Below are 20190 nucleotides of genomic sequence, written 5' to 3' on the forward strand. Positions count from 1 at the left end.
TCGCCATGCTCACCACCACCATCGAGCGCCATGTCGCCACCCTCACGCTGGCACGCCCCGACGTGCGCAACGCCTTCAACGACGAGCTGATCGCGGCGCTGACCGCCGCCATCGGCGACGTGGGCGCGCGCGAGGACGTGCGCTGCGTCGTCATCGCCGGCGAGGGCAAGGCCTTCTGCGCCGGCGCCGACCTGAACTGGATGCGGCGCATGGCCGACTACACGCGCGAGGAGAACCTGGCTGACGCCGGCAAGCTGGCCGAGATGTTGCGCGCGCTCTATGCCTGCCCCAAGCCCACCATCGCGCGCGTGCAGGGCGATGCCTATGCGGGCGGCACCGGCCTGGTGGCGGCCTGCGACATCGCGGTGTCCAGCGACACGGCGGGCTATTGCCTGAGCGAGGTGAAGCTGGGCCTGATCCCGGCCACCATCAGCCCCTATGTGGTCCGCGCCATGGGCGCGCGCGCGGCGCACCGCTACTTCCTGACGGCCGAGCGCTTCGACGCGGCCGAGGCCTTGCGCATCGGCTTCGTGCACGCGGTGGTGCCCGCCGACGCGCTGGACGGCAAGGTGGCCGAGCTGGCCAACGCACTCGTCAATGCGGGCCCCGAGGCCGTGAAGGCCTGCAAGCGGCTGGTGCAGGACGTGGCCGGGCGCGCCATCGACGCGGCACTGATCCGCGCGACGGTGGAAGGCATCGCCGACATCCGCGCCAGCGCCGAGGGCAAGGAGGGCGTGCAGTCCTTCCTGAACAAGCGCGCACCGGCCTGGCTGCCGGAACGCTGAACGCGCCATGGACATCCTGACGCAGTGGTGGAACGCGCTGGCCGCCTGGCTGGGCGTGGCTGCCGGCCATGCAGGCAGCGTGGTCCAAGGCAGCAGCCTGGACCTGCCGCAGCTGCTGGCCCTGGCCGCCGTGCTGGGCTGGGCCAGCGGCATTCGGCTCTACGCCGTGCTGTTCATCACCGGCATGGCCGGCTGGCTGGGCTGGTTGCCCCTGCCGCAGGGCCTGCACCTGCTGCAGAACCCGGCCATGCTGGGGGCCAGTGGCTTCATGCTGTTCGTGGAATTCTTCGCCGACAAGATCCCGGGGCTGGATTCGCTGTGGGACCTGCTGCATTCGGTCATCCGCATCCCGGCCGGCGCGGCGCTGGCGGCCGGCGTGTTCGGCGCCGACAACGGCACCATGGCCGCCGTGGCCGCGCTGCTGGGTGGCTCGCTGGCCGCCACCTCGTTCGCGACCAAGGCCACGACGCGCGCCGCGGCCAACACCTCGCCCGAGCCGTTCTCCAACATCGGGCTGAGCCTGCTGGAGGATGGCCTCGTGGTCGGTGCGATCTGGCTGGCCACGAACCACCCGGTCGCCTTCGGCATCTGCCTCGTGATCACGCTGGTGCTCAGCGTGCTGCTGATGGTGGTGCTGTTCAAGTTCCTGCGTTTGCTGGGCCGCAAGTTGGCCGGGCTGTTTTCGGGGCAAGCTGCCTCACAAGGTACCTGACATGTTCAAGAAGATCCTGATTGCGAACAGAGGCGAGATTGCGTGCCGCGTTGCGGCCACCGCGCGCCGCATGGCCGTGCAGACCGTCGCTGTCTATTCCGACGCCGACGCCGACGCCCAGCACGTGCAGGCCTGCGACGAGGCCGTGCACATCGGTGGCAGCGCGCCCAAGGACAGCTACCTGCGCTGGGAGCGCATCCTGGACGCCGCCAAGGCCACGGGCGCCCAGGCTATCCACCCCGGCTACGGCTTCCTGAGCGAGAACGAGGAGTTCGCCAACGCCTGCGCCGCAGCCGGGCTGGTGTTCATCGGCCCGCCCGCGTCCGCCATCCTGGCCATGGGCCTGAAGGCCGAGTCCAAGCAGCTCATGGAAAAGGCCGGCGTGCCGCTGGTGCCGGGCTACCACGGCAGCGACCAGGACCCGGCGCTGCTGCAGCGCGAGGCCGACCGCATCGGCTACCCGGTGCTGATCAAGGCCAGCGCGGGCGGCGGCGGCAAGGGCATGCGCGCGGTGGACAAGGCCGAGGACTTCGCCGCGGCCCTGGCCTCGTGCCAGCGCGAGGCCATCAACAGCTTCGGCGACGACGCGGTGCTGATCGAAAAATACGTGCAGCGCCCGCGCCACATCGAGATCCAGGTGTTCGGCGATACGCAGGGCAACTACGTCTACCTGTTCGAGCGCGACTGCTCGGTGCAGCGCCGCCACCAGAAGGTGCTGGAGGAGGCGCCCGCGCCGGGCATGACGCAAGAGCTGCGCCGCGAGATGGGCGAGGCCGCCGTGGCTGCCGCGCGCGCCGTGCACTACGTGGGCGCCGGCACGGTCGAGTTCATCGTCGAGCAGCGGCCCGATGGTTCCATGAAGTTCTTCTTCATGGAGATGAACACGCGGCTGCAGGTGGAGCACCCGGTCACCGAGGCCATCACCGGGCAGGACCTCGTGGAATGGCAGCTGCGCGTGGCCTTCGGCGAAGAGTTGCCGCTCAAGCAGGAGCAACTGCGCATCACCGGCCACGCCATCGAGGCCCGCATCTGCGCCGAGAACCCCGACAACAACTTCCTGCCCGCGACCGGCACGCTGCATGTCTACGGCCTGCCCGACTGCGTGCGCTTCGAGCGTGGCCCTGTGCGCGTGGACTCGGGCGTGCGCCAGGGCGATGCGATCTCGCCGTTCTACGACTCCATGATCGCCAAGCTCATCGTGCATGGCGGCACGCGCGACGAGGCGCTGGCCCGGCTCGACCGTGCACTCGCCGCGTTGCGCGTGGTGGGCGTGCAGAGCAACGTGCAGTTCCTGCGCCGCGTGCTGGCCACGCCCTCGTTCGCCAACGCCAATCTGGACACGGCGCTGATCCCGCGCGAGCAGGCCGTGCTGTTCGACCAGGAGCCCATCGGCCTGGCGTTGGCCGTGGCCGGCGCCGTCGCCCAGACCGTGCTGGCCGAGCATGCGCAGGCCGCGCCGCAGCCCGGCACCTGGGCCGACCCCTGGGGCCAGCGCGACGACTGGCGCGCCTACACGCCGATGCAGCGGCGCTTCGACTACATCTTCCGCGGCGAAGCGGGCTCGGCGGCGCTGCGCATCCTGCACGACGGCGCGCTGCAGCTCACCGTCGCGGGGCAGACCGGCCTGCTGCGGTTCGCGGGCGCACCGGACGACGTGACGCTGCATTTCGGCGATGCCAGCCTGCGCGCCAGCCTGCTGCGCCAGGGCGAGACGGTGCACATCTTCGCGGGTCGTGGCGCCACGCAGATCGAGCTGGTCGACCTGCTGGCCCATGCCGGCGACAGCCACGGCGAGGGCGGCCGTCTCACCGCGCCCATGCCGGGCAAGGTCGTGTCGTTCGCGGTGAAGGCCGGCGACAAGGTGAGCAAGGGCCAGGCCCTGGCCGTGATGGAAGCCATGAAGATGGAGCACACCATCGCCGCGCCGGCCGACGGCACGGTGGCCGAGCTGCTGTACGCGCCGGGCGACCAGGTGGCAGAGGGCGCGGAGCTTTTGAAGCTGGCGGCCTGACTCCCTCGCCCCCCTGGGGAGAGGGTTGGGGTGAGGGGCCAGCGGCGCGGGCAGGCTGACGCGGCTTTAGCATCGGTCCCTTTGCACCTACAAGGACCCACCCCGATGCGCATCACCGTCTGCCTGACCGACAGCAAGCCCGAACCCTGGGTGCAAGGCCTGCAGGCCGCATTGCCCGAGGCCGAGGTCTCGGCCTGGGCGCCCGGCCAACAGCCTGCCGACCACGCCGTGGTCTGGGCCCCGCCGCAGGCCTTCATCGACGCGCAGCCGGGCCTGAAGACCCTGTTCAACATCGGTGCCGGCGTGGACGCACTGATGCAGCTGAGCCTGCCCCCCGGCCTGGCCGTCGTGCGCCTGGACGACGCCGGCATGTCGGTGCAAATGGCCGAGTACGCCTGCCATGCCGTGATCCGCCACTTTCGCGAGCTCGACGTGTACGAAGCCGAGGCCCGCGCCGGCCGTTGGACCTACCGCAAGCCGCGTGAGCGGGCGGATTTCCCCGTGGGCATCCTGGGCCTGGGCGTGCTGGGCGAGCGCGTGGCCAGGGCCGTGGCGCACTTCGAGTTCCCGGTCATGGGCTGGAGCCGCACGCGCAAGGAGATCGAGGGCGTGCGCACCTTCGCGGGCGAGGCACGGCTGGGCGACTTCCTCGTCAACACGCGCGTGCTGGTCAACCTGCTGCCGCTGACCGACGCCACGCGCGGCATCCTGAACAAGGCCACGCTGTCGGCGCTCAAGCCCGGCGGCTACCTGATCAACATCGCGCGCGGCGGGCACCTGGTCGAGGACGACCTGATCCCGCTGCTCGACAAGGGCCAACTGGCCGGCGCCACGCTGGACGTGTTCGAGACCGAGCCGCTGCCGGCTGCGCACCCGTTCTGGCATCACCCCAAGATCAGCATCACGCCGCATGGCTCGGCGCGCACGCTGCGCAGCGAGTCGATCGCGCAGATCGCCGGCAAGATCCGAGCGATGGCGCGTGGCGAGGCGGTGGCGGGCGTGGTGGATTTCGAGCGCGGCTACTGAGACTGTTCCGTCGCTCCGGCGCCAGGCCGCAGCCAGCGTGAACGCCTCGTGCACGGCCGACCGCACCGCGCCACCGGGCCACAAGGACGGCGCCGCCGCTGGCCACGTAGACGCGGTCACCGAGGGTGACAGCCGCCCTGGCACGATCCGATACCCGACTGGCCGATGCGGACCCCGGCGATGCGCTACGCTTGCGGCCCCGCCGCTCCCCCCGCCAGAAGAGACATCGCCATGCCCCTGCCCACCCACGCCAGACTCATCGACGTCGGCCCGCGCGACGGCCTGCAGAACGAGAAGCAGCCGGTGCCGGCCGCCACCAAGATCGGCCTGGTGCAACGCCTGCAGGACGCGGGCCTGCGCGAGATCGAGGTCACCAGCTACGTCAGCCCCAAGTGGGTGCCGCAGATGGCCGACAACGCCGAGGTCATGCATGGCATCGAACGCCGCAGCGGCGTGCGCTACTCGGTGCTGACGCCCAACCTCAAGGGCTTGGAGGCCGCCATCGCCGCGCCGCGCGACGAGTGGCCCGACGAGATCGTGGTGTTCGGCGCGGCCAGCGAGGCCTTCAGCCAGAAGAACATCAACTGCTCGATCGCCGAAAGCATCGAGCGCTTCGCCCCCGTGGTCGAGGCCGCGCGGGCCCAGGGCATCGCCGTGCGCGGCGCGATGTCGTGCACGGTGGGCTGCCCCTACGAGGGCGAGATCGCACCCGAGAAGGTGGGCTACCTGGCCGGCCTCATGAAAGGCATCGGCGTGCAGCGCGTGGACGTGGCCGACACCATCGGCGTGGGCACGCCGCGCCAGGTGCAGGCGGCGCTGGCGGCGACGCTGGCGCACTTCGATGTCGATGCGGTCTCGGGCCATTTCCACGACACCTACGGCCAGGCGCTGTCCAACACGCTGGCGGCGCTGGAGGTCGGCGTGTGGAACTTCCAGTCGTCCGTGGCCGGGCTGGGCGGCTGCCCCTATGCCAAGGGCGCGACCGGCAACGTGGCCACCGAAGACGTGGTCTACATGCTGCACGGCATGGGCATCGAGACCGGCATCGACCTGGACGCGTTGATCGATGCCGGCGTCTACATCAGCCAGGCCCTGGGCCGCGAGCCGCAGTCGCGCGTGTCCAAGGCCATCCGCACCAAGAGGGCCGGCTGACATGGAACTCAACGTCTGGCTGGCCTATTGCGTGGCGGCCTGGGTGATTGCGCTGTCGCCCGGCTCGGGCGCGGTGCTGAGCATGAGCCACGGGCTGTCGTACGGCGTGCGCAGCACCACGGCCACCATCGTCGGGCTGCAGATCGGGCTGGCTGTCACGCTGCTCGTGGCCGGTGCCGGCATCGGCGCGCTGCTGATGGCATCCAGCGTGGCTTTCACGGTGGTCAAGGTGCTGGGCGCGCTCTACCTGCTGTGGCTGGGCTGGTGCCAGTGGCGCGCGCCGGTGCAGGAGCAGGCAGCAGGCGCTGTGGTGGCCGAGGCCACGCTCTCGGTGCGCCAGCGCATGCTGCGCGGCGCGTTGACCAACATGACCAACCCCAAGGGCATCGTGTTCATGGTGGCCGTGCTGCCGCAGTTCATCGATCCGGCACGGCCGCTGTGGTTGCAGCTGCTGATCCTGCTGGCCACCACCGTGGTGGCCGACGTGGTGGTCATGCACGGCTACGCCTGGCTGGCCTCGCGCCTGCAGGGGCTGCTGCGCAGCGCGCGGGCAAGGCGCTCGCAGAACCGCGTGTTCGGCGGCGTGCTGATGGCCATGGGCGCCAGCCTGTTCCTCGTCAAGCGGGCGAGCCAGTGATGTGCGGCGCTGAATTGACGGGCCTGCCCGAGGGCGTGCAGCGCGTGGCGCGGGCCTTGCAGGAAATGAATCACGCGCATGCGCCTCAGATGCTGGACGACGCCGCGCGCACCGCGCAGCAGGCGGCCGACGCGCTGGGCATCGCGGTCGGCCAGATCGCCAAGAGCATCATCTTCAGGCGCAAGAGCGACGAGGCGGCCGTGCTGGTCATCACCTCGGGCGACCGGCGCGTGGACGAGAAAAAGGTCGATGCGCTGGTCGGCAAGACGGGCCGGGCCGATGCCGATTTCGTGAAGGCGAAGACAGGCTTTTCCATCGGTGGCGTGTCGCCGCTGGCGCATGCGACGCCGCCCGTGGTGCTGATCGACCGCGAGCTGTTCCGCTTCGGCGAGATCTGGGCCGCGGCCGGGCATCCGCATGCGGTGTTCAAGCTGCGGCCCCAGGACCTGGAACGCCTGACGGGCGCGCCGGTCGCCGACGTGGTGATCGTGTGACCACACCCGCGCGTGCCTTGCTGCGCAGCGCTCCGCGCGCGCTGGCATCCCAGGGCGACGTCGGCTCGCCCTGCGTCTCCATCTGCCGCATGGACGCCGGCGGTCTGTGCGAAGGCTGCTTGCGCAGCCTGCCCGAGATCGCGGGCTGGAGCCGCATGGACGACGCGGCGCGGCGCGTGGTCTGGGGCGCGATCCTGCAACGCGCGCAGGCGCGCGAGGTGGCTGCATGAAGCAGATCGACTTCCACCTCGACTTCCTCTCGCCCTACGCCTACCTGGCGTTCGAGAAGCTGCCCGAGACGCTGATGGGCATCAGCCACCGGGTCGTCTACCGGCCCGTGCTGCTCGGTGCCTTGTTGCGCAATCACGGCCAGCGCGGCCCGGCCGAGATCCCCGGCAAGCGCGAGTGGACCTACCGGCAGGCCATGTGGCTGGCCCAGCGCCACGGCGTGCCGCTGCAGATGCCGGCGCAGCACCCGTTCGCGCCGCTGCCGCTGCTGCGCCTGGCGCTGGCCTGCGGGCCCGCGCCGCAGCCGAACCGCCATGTGTGCGAGACGATCTTTCGCCATGTCTGGCAGGGCGGTGGCGCCGACGCCAACGACCCGGCGCGCCTGGCGGCGTTGACGGCCGCGCTGGCACCGCGCCGCGACCCGGCCGGCGATGATGTGAAGGCCGCGCTGCGCAGCCAGACCGAGGCAGCGATCGCGGCCGGCGTGTTCGGCGTGCCCACGCTGGTCGTCGACGGCCGCTTGTTCTGGGGCCTGGACGCGCTGCCCATGCTGCGCGACCACCTGGACGGCCACAGCTGGTTCGCCGGTGGCGACTGGGACGCTGCGGCGCGCCAGCAACAGGCCGGCCCGCCCGGTTGAGGCCACTGCACCGGGCACGCACAATCGCGCCCGATGCTCCACACCCCCCAGCCCACGCAGCACCCCGACCGGGCGCTGCTGCACAACGAGATCCACGCGCGCCCACCCGAGGCCTTGACGGCGCCGTTGGCGATCACCCATGTCGTGATGCTGGCCGACGCCGAGGGCCGGGCGGCCAGCCGCGCGCACCTGGCGACGCTGCTGCGCGACCACCACCTGGCGCCACCCGACGCGCAGACCACGCACCTGCGCATTGCGCTGGGCCCGTTGCGCGTGCGCTGGGAGCTGCACACCGAGTTCGTGACCTGGACCTTCATGCTGCCGATGGCCGAGCCCGACCTGGCCACCCGCACGCCGGCCGCGGCGGCCGAGTCCGTGCCGCACGGCTGGCTGGCGGCGTTGCCGGGCCAATGCCTGTGCAGCCTGAACCTGTGGGCGCTGGCCGGCCACGACGACGAGACGCACGCGCTGGCGCGCCAGCTGCTGCACGAGGACCAGCTGATCGGCTCCAGCGTGGCCGGCGGCCTGGCCGAGGTCACGACCGACTTCGCCATCCATGCCGATGGCTCCTCGCGCATGCTGCTGCACGTGGGCGGCATGTCCGCGCGACGCCTGGGCCGGCTGGTGCAGCGGCTACTGGAGATCGAGACCTACCGCATGGCCGCCATGCTGGGCCTTCCCGCCGCGCAGCAGGCCGGTGCCGTGCTGGCCAGCGCCGAGGGCGAACTGGCCGCGCTGGCCGAGGCCATCCGCAGTGCCGACCGCGACGCCGAGCCCGCGCTGCTGGACCGGCTCACGCGCCTGGCCGGCCAGGTCGAGAGCCAGCACGCGGCCACGCACTCGCGCTTCTCGGCCAGCACGGCGTATTTCGAACTCGTGGACCGGCGCATCCAGGACATCGGCGAGACACGCCTGGCGGGCCTGCAGACCATCGCCGAGTTCATGGACCGGCGCCTGACGCCGGCGCGCAAGACCTGCGAATGGGCGACGCGCCGGCAGGACGCGCTCTCACAGCGCGTCTCGCGCATCAGCAACCTGCTGCGCACGCGCGTGGAGATCGAGCAGCAGCAGAGCAGCCAGGCCCTGCTGGCCACCATGAACCGCCGAGGCGATCTGCAGCTCAAGCTGCAGTCCACGGTCGAGGGCCTGTCGGTCGCGGCCATCACCTACTACATCGTCGGCCTGGTCAGCTACCTGGCCAAGGGCGCGCAGAAACTGGGCTGGCCCTGGTCGCCGGAAAGCACTGCGGCGCTGGCGATACCGCTGGTGGCGGGCACCGTCTGGTGGTCGCTGCGGCGGCTGCACCGGCGCGTGTTCAGCCATTGACAGGCCTCACACCACATCGCAAAACGAAACGCGCGGGTTACTACTGAAGTTGTAAGTCACAGTTGGTTTCACGTCAGAGCGGGGTCAGTGCGCGCGCCAAGAATCCGCGCAGGCACCCCACCGGGGTGCCGTACAACAGGAGACAGACAATGGCAGCAACAATGCCCGCAGGGGCAGCGGAGGCGAATCGCCCCATGAGCAAGGAGGAGCGCAAGGTCATCTTTGCCTCGTCGCTCGGCACGGTGTTCGAGTGGTACGACTTCTATCTCTACGGCACGCTCGCCGTCATCATCGGCAACCAGTTCTTCTCGGCGCTCGACCCGGCCTCGCGCACCATCTTCTCGCTGCTGGCCTTCGCCGCAGGCTTCATCGTGCGGCCCTTCGGCGCGCTGGTGTTCGGCCGGCTCGGCGACATGATCGGGCGCAAGTACACCTTCCTCGTCACCATCCTGCTCATGGGCCTGTCGACCTTCATCGTCGGCATCCTGCCCAACTACGCCAGCATCGGCGTGGCCGCGCCCATCATCCTGATCGTGCTGCGCATGCTGCAGGGCCTGGCGCTCGGCGGCGAATACGGCGGCGCGGCGACCTATGTGGCCGAGCACGCGCCGCGTGGCAAGCGCGGCTTCTACACCTCCTGGATCCAGACCACGGCGACGCTGGGCCTGTTCCTGTCGCTGCTGGTGATCCTGGGCGTGCGCACCTCCATGGGCGAGGCCGCCTTTGCCGAATGGGGCTGGCGCATCCCGTTCCTGGTCTCCATCCTGCTGTTGGGCGTGTCGGTCTACATCCGGCTGTCCATGAACGAGTCGCCGGCCTTCATCAAGATGAAGGCCGAGGGCAAGGTCTCCAAGGCGCCGCTGTCCGAGTCCTTCGGCCAGTGGAAAAACCTCAAGATCGTGATCCTGGCACTCGTCGGCCTGACCGCCGGCCAGGCCGTGGTCTGGTACACGGGCCAGTTCTATTCGCTGTTCTTCCTGACCGGCGCGCTCAAGGTGGACGGCGCCACGGCCAACGTGCTGGTGGCCTGCTCGCTCATCATCGCCACGCCGTTCTTCGTGATCTTCGGTGCGCTGTCCGACAAGATCGGCCGCAAGCCCATCATCATGGCCGGCTGCCTGCTGGCCGTGCTGACCTACTTCCCGGTGTTCAACGCGCTGACCAAGGCCGCCAACCCCGACCTGGCCGCGGCCCAGGCCAAGAACAAGGTCGTCGTGACCGCCGACCCGAAGGAATGCTCGTTCCAGTTCAACCCCACGGGCACGGCCAAGTTCACCAGTTCGTGCGACGTCGCCAAGCAGGTGCTGTCGGCCAACTCGGTGAGCTACGAGAACGTCGCCGGCCCCGCCGGCGCGCCGGCCACCATCAAGATCGGCGAGCAGGTCATCACCAGCTACAACGCCACGGGCCTGGCGGCCGATGAGCTCAAGGCCAAGGACTCGGCCTTCAAGAAGCTGGTGGCCGACGACCTGAAGGCCGCGGGCTACCCGGCCAAAGCCGACCCGGCGAAGATCGACAAGGTCATGATCGTGGCCATCCTCACGTACCTGGTGCTGCTCGTGACCATGGTCTACGGCCCCATCGCTGCCATGCTGGTGGAGATGTTCCCGACCCGCATCCGGTACACCTCGATGAGCCTGCCGTACCACATCGGCAACGGCTGGTTCGGCGGCCTGCTGCCGGCCACCGCGCTGGCCATCGTGGCGCAGACCGGCAACATGTACAACGGCCTGTGGTATCCCATCGTGATCGCGGGCGCGACGCTGGTGATCGGCACGCTGTTCGTGAAGGAAACCAAGGACGTGGACATCTACGCAGACGACTGACGCCTCGGTCCCGAACCCACCAAGCCCGGCTCTGCCGGGCTTTCTTTTTGGGCGCACGCACTGCGCGCCAATCCCGTCCGTTTCGCCTGGACTACTGACCAAACATCCAGCATGCCGGCCCGTTCTCCCTAGAATTGCCCGCTTGCCAGACTTCAGGCCTTTCTCCATGCCCCAGGGAACCATCGCCATCCGTGGCGCGCGCCAGCACAACCTCAAGAACCTGGATCTCGACATCCACACCGGCGAGCTGACGGTGGTCACGGGCCCCAGCGGCTCTGGCAAGTCCAGCCTGGTGTTCGACACCTTGTATGCGGAAGGCCAGCGCCGCTACGTCGAGACCTTCTCGGCCTACGCGCGCCAGTTCCTGGACCGCATGGACAAGCCGGCCGTCGACAAGGTGCAGGGCGTGCCGCCTGCCATCGCCATCGACCAGACCAACCCGGTGCGCTCCTCGCGCTCCACGGTCGGCACGATGACCGAGCTGAACGACCACCTGAAGCTGCTGTTCGCACGCGCCGGCCAGTTGTTCGACCAGGCGACCGCGCTGCCGGTGCGCCACGATTCGCCCGAGACCATCTACGCCGAGCTGCAGCGCCGGGCCGCCGCGGCCGGCGACCCGCGCCTGGCCGTGACCTTCCCGGTCGAGCTGCCCGCCGGCACGACGGCCGAGCAGGTGGCCGAATGGCTGTCCGCCAGCGGCTTCACGCGCGTGCAGGCCGAGCGCGAGGTGGCCACGCCCACCGGCCCGCGCAAGCTGCTCGACGTGGTGGCCGACCGCTTCCGCCTGGCGAACGCCGAGAAGTCGCGCGCCGTCGAGGCCATCGAGACCGCCCTCAAGCGCGGCGCCGGGCGCATGAACGTTTATGCGGGCGGGGAGGCCGAGGGCGCGGCACCCGAGATCTGGCGCTTCTCCACCGGCCTGCACTGCCCCGAGAGCGACCTGCGCTACAGCGACCCGATCCCGTCGATGTTCTCGTTCAACTCGCCCGTGGGCGCCTGCGAGACCTGCCGTGGCTTCGGCCGCGTGATCGGCGTGGACTACGACCTCGTGATCCCGAACGACAAGATGACGCTGCGCGCCGGCGCCGTGAAACCCATGCAGACGCCTGCCTGGCAGGAGGCGCAGGACGACCTCATGCGCCACGCCGAGGCCGCCGGCATCCCGCGCGACACGCCCTACAAGCAGCTCACGGCAGAGCAGAAGCACTGGGTCATCCACGGCTCGCCGAACTGGAACGGCAAGTGGAACCAGCACTGGTTCGGCGTGAAGCGCTTCTTCGAATACCTGGAGAGCAAGGCCTACAAGATGCACATCCGCGTCTTGCTGTCCAAGTACCGCAGCTACACGCCCTGCGAGACCTGCGGCGGCGCGCGGCTCAAGACGCAAAGCCTGCTGTGGCGCCTGGGTTCCAAGGCTGATGCCGACGCCGTGCTGGCCCCCGAGAAGCGCTTCATGCCCGTGGGCGTGCAGTGGTCGCGCCCGCAGCTCGAAGCCCTGCCGGGCCTCACGCTGCACGACCTCATGCTGCTGCCCATCGACCGGCTGCGCCGCTTCTTCGACCGCATCGCCCAGGCCCAGCCGGCCGACGCCGCATCGGCCACCGACCATGGCGAGACGCAGGCCCTCAAGCTGCTGTTCGAGGAGATCACCACACGCCTGCGCTACCTGTGCGATGTGGGCATCGGCTACCTCACGCTGGACCGCCAGAGCCGCACGCTGTCGGGCGGCGAGGTGCAGCGCATCAACCTCACGACCGCGCTCGGCACCTCGCTGGTCAACACCTTGTTCGTGCTGGACGAGCCCAGCATCGGCCTGCACCCGCGCGACATGCACCGCATCATCGAGGCCATGCACCGGCTGCGCGATGCGGGCAACACGCTGGTGGTGGTGGAGCACGACCCGGCCGTCATGTTCGCGGCCGACCGCATGATCGACATGGGCCCCGGCCCCGGCGAGCGCGGCGGCAACATCGTGTTCGACGGCACCACGGCCGAACTGCGCCAGGCCCACACGCTGACCGGCGACTACCTGGGCGGGCGCAAGCAGATCGGCCTGGGCCAGCGCCGCGCGGTGGGTGACAACACGCCGCGCCTGATCCTCGAAGGCGCGCGCGAACACAACCTGCAGAACGTCTCGGTGGAGATCCCGCTGCAGCGCCTGGTCTGCGTGACCGGCGTCAGCGGCTCGGGCAAGTCCACCTTGATCCAGGACGTGCTGGCCCCGGCCCTGGTGCGCCACTTCGGCCGCGCCACCGAGTCGCCCGGCAAGCACGACCGGCTGCTGGGCGCCGACCACCTGGGCGACGTGGTCTACGTGGACCAGTCCCCCATCGGCAAGACCGCGCGCTCCAACCCGGCCAGCTACGTGGGCGCGTGGGACGCGATCCGCGCGCTGTTTGCTGACGCGCCGCTGGCGCGCCAGCGCAGCTACACCGCGTCCAAGTTCAGCTTCAACAGCGGCGACGGCCGCTGCCCCACCTGCGGCGGCTCTGGCTTCGAGCATGTGGAGATGCAGTTCCTGTCCGACGTCTACCTGCGCTGCCCCGACTGCGACGGCAAGCGCTACCGCGCCGAGATCCTGGAAGTGACCATCGAGCGGCGCGACGCCGCCAACGCGCGGCTGCGCCAGATGAACGTGGCCGACGTGCTGGAGCTCACCGTGAGCGAGGCCATCCACGTCTTCGAGCGCGACCGCGAGGTGCTGCGCGTGCTGCAGCCCATCGTGGACGTGGGCCTGGAATATGTGAAGCTGGGCCAGCCCGTGCCCACCTTGTCGGGCGGCGAATCGCAGCGCCTGAAGCTGGCCGGCTTCCTGGCCGAGGCCGCCAAGAACGCCACGGCCTCGCGCCAGAGCCTGGCGCGCAAGGGCACGCTGTTCCTGTTCGACGAGCCCACCACGGGCCTGCACTTCGACGACATCGCCAAGCTCATGCGCGCGCTGCGCAAGCTGCTGGACGCGGGCCACTCGCTGGTCATCATCGAGCACAACCTGGACGTGATCCGCGCCAGCGACTGGCTCATCGACATGGGCCCCGAGGGCGGCGACGCGGGCGGGCAACTGGTGGCCACCGGCACGCCGGAGGACCTGCGCGCGCATGCCACCTCGCACACGGGTGCCGCGCTGCGCGATTACGAGATCGCCATGGCGCAGGGCACGCACGAGGTGCGCGAGGCCCAGCCCCGTTATGCCGCCGCACCGGCCCGGCCCGACGCCATCGAGATCGTCAACGCCAAGGAGCACAACCTCAAGTCGCTCTCGGTCAACATCCCGCGCGGCAAGTTCAACGTGGTGACCGGCGTCAGCGGCTCGGGCAAGTCCACACTGGCCTTCGACATCCTGTTCAACGAAGGCCAGCGCCGCTACCTCGAATCGCTGAACGCCTACGCGCGCAGCATCGTGCAGCCCGCGGGCCGGCCCGAGGTCGATGCGGTCTACGGCATTCCGGCCACGGTGGCCATCGAGCAGCGCCTGTCGCGCGGCGGCCGCAAGTCCACCGTGGGCACGACCACCGAGGTCTGGCATTTCCTGCGCCTCCTGTACGTGAAGCTCGGCACGCAGCACTGCACCAAGGACGACGCGCCCGTGCAGCCACAGACGCCCGACAGCATCGCGGCGCAGCTGCTGCGCCAGTTTCGCGGCCAGCACGTGGGCTTGCTGGCGCCGCTGGTCATGAACCGCAAAGGCGTCTACACCGAGCTGGCCGACTGGGCGCGCCCGCGCGGCTACACGCACCTGCGCGTGGACGGCAACTTCCTGCCGACCACGGGCTTCCCGCGCATCGACCGCTTCAAGGAACACACGATCGAGCTGCCCGTGGCCAGCCTGGACGTGACGCCCGAGAACGAGGCCCGCCTGCGCGAGGCGCTGGCCACGGCGCTGGAGCATGGCAAGGGCGTGGTCCACATCCTGAGCCAGCTCGACGGCCTGCGCGCCGCCATGCAGGACGGCACGCCCACGGCCCATATCGGCGAGCTGCTGGCCTTCTCGAGCAAGCGCGCCTGCCCGGTCTGCGCCACGTCGTATGCCGAGCTGGACCCGCGCCTGTTCTCCTACAACAGCAAGCACGGCTGGTGCCCCGAGTGCGTGGGCACGGGCGTCAAGCTGACCAAGGACCAGCGCCAGGTCTACGACGACTCGGTGCAGGCGGACGACAACAAGGGCCGCGAACAGACCTTCGCCGAGCCCGAGGCCGAAGACGTGGAAGAGACCGTCTGCCCGCACTGCGCAGGCACGCGGCTGAACGCCACGGCCCGCGCCGTGCGCTTCGACGGCGTGGCCATCACCGACATCGCGCGCATGTCGGTGAGCCAGGTGCGCCAGTGGGTCGGCAACCTACAGGGCGCCAACCGCATGTCCACGCGCGAGGCCGACATCGCGCGCGACCTGCTGCCCGAGATCGGCAGCCGGCTCGAATTCCTCGAAGAGGTGGGCCTGAACTACCTCACGCTGGACCGCGGCGCGCCCACGCTGTCGGGCGGCGAAGCCCAGCGCATCCGCCTGGCCGCGCAGCTGGGCAGCAACCTGCAGGGCGTCTGCTACATCCTGGACGAGCCCACCATCGGCCTGCACGCGCGCGACAACCACATCCTGCTCAACGCGCTGCACAAGCTCGGCGACAAGGGCAACACGCTGGTCGTCGTGGAGCACGACGAAGACACCATCCGCCGCGCCGACCACATCATCGACATCGGCCCCAGCGCCGGCAAACGTGGCGGGCGGCTGGTGGCCGAGGGCAGCGTCACAGATCTGTCGAACGCCGAGGACTCGGTCACCGGCCGCTACCTGCTACACGCCATGCGCCACCCGGTGAAGCCGCGCCGCTTCGTATTGCCCCCTCTCCCGCGTGCGGGAGAGGGCAGGGGTGAGGGTCTGCCGCCTGCAGGCGATGGCGTGGAGGCATGGCTCTCCGTCCGCGGCGCCCGCCTGCACAACCTGCACGAAGTGAACGCCGCGCTGCCGCTCAAGCGCCTGGTCGTCGTGACCGGCGTCAGCGGCTCGGGCAAGTCCACGCTCGCGCGCGACGTGCTGCTCAGCAACGTGCAGGAGGTCGTCGCGCAGCGCATGACCAAGGCCGGCCGCGACCACCTCGCCAAGTTTGGCCCGGCCTGGACCGGCTGCGACAAGGTCGAAGGCCACGAGAGCATCGACCGCGTGCTCGAGGTCGACCAGACCCCCATCGGCAAGACCCCGCGAAGCTGCCCGGCCACCTACATCGGCTTCTGGGACACCATCCGCAAGCTCTTCGCCGAGACGCTGGAAGCCAAGGCCCGCGGCTACGCGCCCGGCCGCTTCTCGTTCAACACCGGCGAAGGCCGCTGCCCCACCTGCGAAGGCCAGGGCATCCGCACCATCGCGATGAGCTTCCTGCCCGACGTGAAGGTGCCTTGCGAAAGCTGCCATGGCGCGCGCTTCAACCCCGAGACGCTGGCCGTGAGCTGGCGCGGCAAGAGCATCGGCGACGTGCTGCAGATGGAGGTGGACGAAGCCGTCGACTTCTTCGCCAGCATGCCCAACATCGCGCACCCGCTGCAGCTGCTCAAAGACGTGGGCCTGGGCTACCTCACGCTGGGACAACCTTCACCGACGCTGTCGGGCGGCGAGGCCCAGCGCATCAAGCTCGTGACCGAACTCAGCAAGGTGCGCGACGACGTCACGCGCCGTGGCCAGAAGCCGCCGCACACGTTGTATGTGCTGGACGAGCCCACGGTGGGCCTGCACATGGCCGACGTGGAGAAGCTCATCCGCGTGCTGCACCGGCTGGTCGATGGGGGCCACAGCGTGGTCGTGATCGAGCACGACCTGGACCTGATCGCTGAGGCCGACTGGGTGCTGGACCTGGGCCCCGAAGGCGGCGACGGCGGCGGGCGCATCGTGGGGGCAGCGGCGCCGGAGGACCTGGTGGCGCTGGACACGGCGACCGGGCGGGCGTTGGGGCCTGTGCTGGCGCGCTGATCGGCTGGGCCATCGGAGGGACTGCGTGAAAGCGCGCCGCCCCGGTGGGGCTGGCCCGTCGTGTCACGCACCCGGCGCACAGGCTGGCTCGTCCGAAGAGCTTGTGCGCCGCCTTCGCAAAGGCAGCGCACACCTTCATCGGTTCGGGCGGGACCGAAGGCCCTGACTCGACGCAACTTCGATCCCACGGCGCGTGCCTAGGGAAAGCCCGCATGATTGACGCAAATTAATTTGCTTCCAATCGTTCAGATGTTGTGTATATTTGCGTCCAGTATTTGCGCGACGCCATGAAAGCAGTTCCTCCCCACTCCGTCGAAGACTTGCGCCGCCTGGTGGAGCAGGAGCGCAGCGCGCGTGGCCGCGACCGCATGGGGGAGCGCACGCTGGCAGTGTTGGTCGACATGCTGGCGCGGCCCGGCTCGGCGGCCGTTCAAAGCATTTCCGAACTGGCGGCCCACAACGGTGTGGACGCTTCCACGCTGACGCGGCTCGGCAAGCGGCTGGGCTTCGACGGCTTCACGCCGCTGCAGGACGTGTTTCGCCGGCATGTCTCCGATACCCAGCCGTTCTACAGCGCACACGTCAACGAATTGGTGACGCGGCAGGACAAGGGCGCCGCCGACACCCTGCAGCACCTGGCCCAGTCCGAATGCCAGAAGGTCCTGGCCGTCGCCGGCACGCTGAACCAGGAGACGCTGGACCGGGCTGTCAGCATGCTGGTCGAGGCCAGGCATGTCCATGTGCTGGCACTGCGCGGCACCTATGCGCTGAGCCATTTCTTCGGCACGTTCCTGAGCACCATGCGCGCCTCGGTCACCATCCTGGGCGGACCCGCCTTCCAGCTCGCCGAAGACCTGGCACGCATCCAGCCCGGCGACCTGCTCGTCGCCATGACGTACCGGCCCTACACCCGCGAAGTGGTGAAGGCCGTGAACCTGGCCAAGGCCGAGGGCATCCCGGTGCTGTCCTTGACCGACGCCGGCTCGGCCATCGAAGTCTCAGGCGCCGCGGGCACCACCATCGTGGTCGACCAACCTTACTACTTCGACTCGATGCTGCCGCACTACTTTGCGGCCGAGGCGCTGCTGATGGCCGTGCTGCGCAAGCTCGGGCCCAAGGCATTGCAGACCACCCGGCGTCGCGAAGCCTTTGTCAAGGCGATGGAAGTCGAGATCAAGTAAGCCCCACACGAACATGAGCACGATCGAACTCATCGGCCTTGGCAAGCGCTATGGCGACTTCACCGCGGTAGCGCCGACCGACCTGCGCATCGAGCAGGGCGAGCTCGTGACGCTGCTCGGCCCCAGTGGCTCAGGCAAGAGCACCATCCTGTCGATGATCGCGGGGCTCACGGCGCCCAGCGAGGGCGTGGTCAGGATCGGCGGGCGCGACGTGACCCACGTACCGCCCGCGCAGCGCAACCTGGGCATGGTCTTTCAAAGCTATGCGCTGTTCCCGCACATGTCGGTGTTCGACAACATCGCATTCGCGCTGAGCATCCGCGGCGTACCGAAGCGCGAGATCACCACCCGCGTCGACAAGGCACTGGCGCAAGTGCGTCTGGGAGGGCTGGCGCAGCGCCCGCCCTCCGAGCTGTCCGGAGGCCAGCAGCAGCGCGTGGCACTGGCGCGCGCGCTGGTCTTCGAGCCGGAGATCCTGTTGCTGGACGAGCCCATGGGCGCGCTGGACAAGAACCTGCGGGAGCAGGTGCAGCTCGAGCTCCGGCAGCTCCAGCGCGACCTGGGCGTGACCACCGTGCTGGTCACGCATGACCAGGAGGAGGCGCTGTCGCTTTCGACGCGCCTGGTGGTGCTGGACAAGGGCCAGGTGCAGCAGGTCGACGCGCCGATGCAGGCCTACATGCGGCCACGCAACCGCTTCGTCGCCCAGTTCATCGGGACGGCCAATCTGTTCAGCGGCGAACTGTCGCAGCGCGATGGCGTGCCCGCTCTGAGGCTTGCGGATGGCACGGAGCTGGCCTGCAGCGCTGCGGGCTGCGCCGCCGGCCCTGTCCATGTCGTCGTGCGGCCCGAGCACATCGAGTTGCTGCCCCACGAGAGCGGCCACGGTCTGCAGGCCGAGGTCGTCGAGAGCGTCTACCTCGGCCAGTCGACCAAGCTGCATTTGCGCACCGGCGATGGCGTGCAGGTCATCGCTCTGGTGCAGCAGCGCCAGGCCGAAGCGTTGCCGGGCAATCAGCTGCGCATCCACTGGCGCGCAGAGCATGCCTGGCCGATGCCCCAATAGCTGGCGCGCACGCCGTTCATCGCGATCTGCCCTCCATTCCTTTCCACCACTCCCAGGAGATTCCATGCGCAAATCACTTCGGTACCAGGCCTTGTTCGGTGCGCTGGCCGCATCGATGACGCTGTGCGTCACCGTCGGCCACGCCCAGCCGGCCTCCACGGTCAAGGAGTTCCGCATCATGGAGGCGGGCGGCCCCAGCGGTGACTCGGTGGAGCAGGCGTACATCAAGCCGTTCACTGCGCGCACCGGCATCAAGGTCACGCGCGAAAGCCCGGCCAGCGCCGGCAAGCTGCAGGCGATGGTGCAGTCGAAAAACATCACCGCCACCCTGGTGGAACTCGGCGCGACCGACACCGCTGCCATGCGCGCGCTCGGCATGCTGGAGCCGCTGGACTGGGCGGCCATCAACCCCGACCCGATCTATCCCGAGGCGCGCCAGCCCGACGCTTTCGGCTGGCAGTATTCCTCCACGCTCATGGCATGGGCCAAGGGCACCAAGCCGCCCAAGACCTGGGCCGACTTCTGGAACGTGAAGGACTTCCCTGGCAAGCGTGCACTGCCCGACTACCCCGCAGCGACCCTGGCGATCGCGTTGCTGGCCGATGGCGTGGCGCCCGACAAGTTGTTCCCGCTCGACATCGACCGTGCCTTCGCCAGCCTGCAGAAGATCAAAGGCAGCGTCGCCGTCTGGTGGAAAGCCGGAGCGCAGCCGCCCCAGTTGCTGGAAGACAAGGAAGTGAGCTATTGCGTCGCGTGGTCCGGGCGGGTGATCGGCAACCCCAAGCTCGAATACACCTACAACCAGGGCCTGCTGTCGTTGACGACCTTCGTGGTGCCCAAGGGTGCCGACCCGGCGTCCAAGGCAGCCGCCATGGGCCTGTTGCATGAAGCGTCGAAGCTGCAGAACCAGCTGGTCGCGGCCAACATCATTCCCTACACCGGCGCCAGCCCCGGCATCGAGAAGCTCGTGCCGCAGGAGCGGATCAACGACTTTCCGACCAGCGACGTGAACAAGAAGGTCCAAGTCCCCACGGATGCGACCTGGACCGCCGCAAACGCCGCACTGCTGCAAAAGCGCTGGCAAGAGTTCAAGCTCGGCCTTTGAGCCTGCGCTTGCCTGAGCCCTTCTGCCCGAGCCTGATGGAGGAGTCAC

15 protein-coding genes are annotated in these 20190 nt (G+C 69.4%); all 15 read left to right on the top strand.

What is annotated here, in order from left to right:
- The first annotated feature begins 5 nt into the window (after positions 1-5).
- A complete protein-coding gene (locus ASF43_RS21070) occupies positions 6-785 on the top strand; it encodes an enoyl-CoA hydratase/isomerase family protein (protein WP_082498042.1) in 780 nt (259 codons plus the stop codon).
- A gap of 7 nt (positions 786-792) precedes the next feature.
- On the top strand, positions 793-1497 hold the full coding sequence (locus ASF43_RS21075) for a DUF4126 domain-containing protein (RefSeq protein ID WP_056185153.1): 705 nt from the start codon (positions 793-795) through the stop codon (positions 1495-1497).
- A 1-nt stretch (position 1498) separates the two neighbouring features.
- The gene (locus ASF43_RS21080) at positions 1499-3508 is read left to right on the top strand and encodes an acetyl/propionyl/methylcrotonyl-CoA carboxylase subunit alpha (RefSeq protein ID WP_056185156.1); all 2010 of its coding nucleotides are present in this window, start codon (positions 1499-1501) and stop codon (positions 3506-3508) included.
- Between the two features lie 105 nt (positions 3509-3613).
- Positions 3614-4534 (top strand): glyoxylate/hydroxypyruvate reductase A, encoded by a 921-nt coding sequence (locus ASF43_RS21085; protein WP_056185159.1) that lies wholly within the window; start codon positions 3614-3616, stop codon positions 4532-4534.
- A gap of 231 nt (positions 4535-4765) precedes the next feature.
- On the top strand, positions 4766-5686 hold the full coding sequence (locus ASF43_RS21090; protein ID WP_056185163.1) for a hydroxymethylglutaryl-CoA lyase: 921 nt from the start codon (positions 4766-4768) through the stop codon (positions 5684-5686).
- Between the two features lies 1 nt (position 5687).
- Positions 5688-6323, top strand: a complete 636-nt coding sequence (rhtB, locus tag ASF43_RS21095; protein WP_056185166.1) for a homoserine/homoserine lactone efflux protein — start codon at positions 5688-5690, stop codon at positions 6321-6323.
- On the top strand, positions 6323-6817 hold the full coding sequence (locus ASF43_RS21100; RefSeq protein WP_056185169.1) for a YbaK/EbsC family protein: 495 nt from the start codon (positions 6323-6325) through the stop codon (positions 6815-6817). The genes rhtB and ASF43_RS21100 overlap by 1 nt, the downstream gene beginning before the upstream one ends.
- A complete protein-coding gene (locus tag ASF43_RS30920; RefSeq protein ID WP_082498043.1) occupies positions 6814-7047 on the top strand; it encodes a DUF1289 domain-containing protein in 234 nt (77 codons plus the stop codon). The genes ASF43_RS21100 and ASF43_RS30920 overlap by 4 nt, the downstream gene beginning before the upstream one ends.
- Positions 7044-7685: a 2-hydroxychromene-2-carboxylate isomerase gene (locus ASF43_RS21110; protein ID WP_056185171.1), complete on the top strand. Its 642-nt coding sequence runs from the start codon at positions 7044-7046 to the stop codon at positions 7683-7685. The genes ASF43_RS30920 and ASF43_RS21110 overlap by 4 nt, the downstream gene beginning before the upstream one ends.
- Before the next feature lie 33 nt (positions 7686-7718).
- Positions 7719-9011, top strand: a complete 1293-nt coding sequence (locus ASF43_RS21115) for a DUF3422 family protein (protein ID WP_056185173.1) — start codon at positions 7719-7721, stop codon at positions 9009-9011.
- A 194-nt stretch (positions 9012-9205) separates the two neighbouring features.
- Positions 9206-10837 carry an MFS transporter gene (locus ASF43_RS21120; RefSeq protein ID WP_200932582.1) on the top strand — a complete coding sequence of 544 codons (1632 nt, stop codon included), beginning with the start codon at positions 9206-9208 and terminating at the stop codon, positions 10835-10837.
- Between the two features lie 166 nt (positions 10838-11003).
- Entirely contained in the window at positions 11004-16790 is a 5787-nt protein-coding gene (uvrA, locus tag ASF43_RS21125; RefSeq protein ID WP_056185179.1) for an excinuclease ABC subunit UvrA, read from the top strand.
- A gap of 287 nt (positions 16791-17077) precedes the next feature.
- Complete coding sequence (locus ASF43_RS21130) at positions 17078-17971, top strand: MurR/RpiR family transcriptional regulator (protein WP_156373454.1); 894 nt, start codon at positions 17078-17080, stop codon at positions 17969-17971.
- A 13-nt stretch (positions 17972-17984) separates the two neighbouring features.
- Positions 17985-19037, top strand: a complete 1053-nt coding sequence (locus ASF43_RS21135) for an ABC transporter ATP-binding protein (protein WP_056185184.1) — start codon at positions 17985-17987, stop codon at positions 19035-19037.
- Positions 19038-19101: 64 nt separating this feature from the next.
- On the top strand, positions 19102-20142 hold the full coding sequence (locus tag ASF43_RS21140) for an extracellular solute-binding protein (RefSeq protein ID WP_162241839.1): 1041 nt from the start codon (positions 19102-19104) through the stop codon (positions 20140-20142).
- The last annotated feature ends 48 nt before the right edge of the window (positions 20143-20190 follow it).

The sequence above is a fragment of the Pseudorhodoferax sp. Leaf267 genome (assembly GCF_001422405.1).
Lineage (GTDB): Bacteria > Pseudomonadota > Gammaproteobacteria > Burkholderiales > Burkholderiaceae_C > Pseudorhodoferax.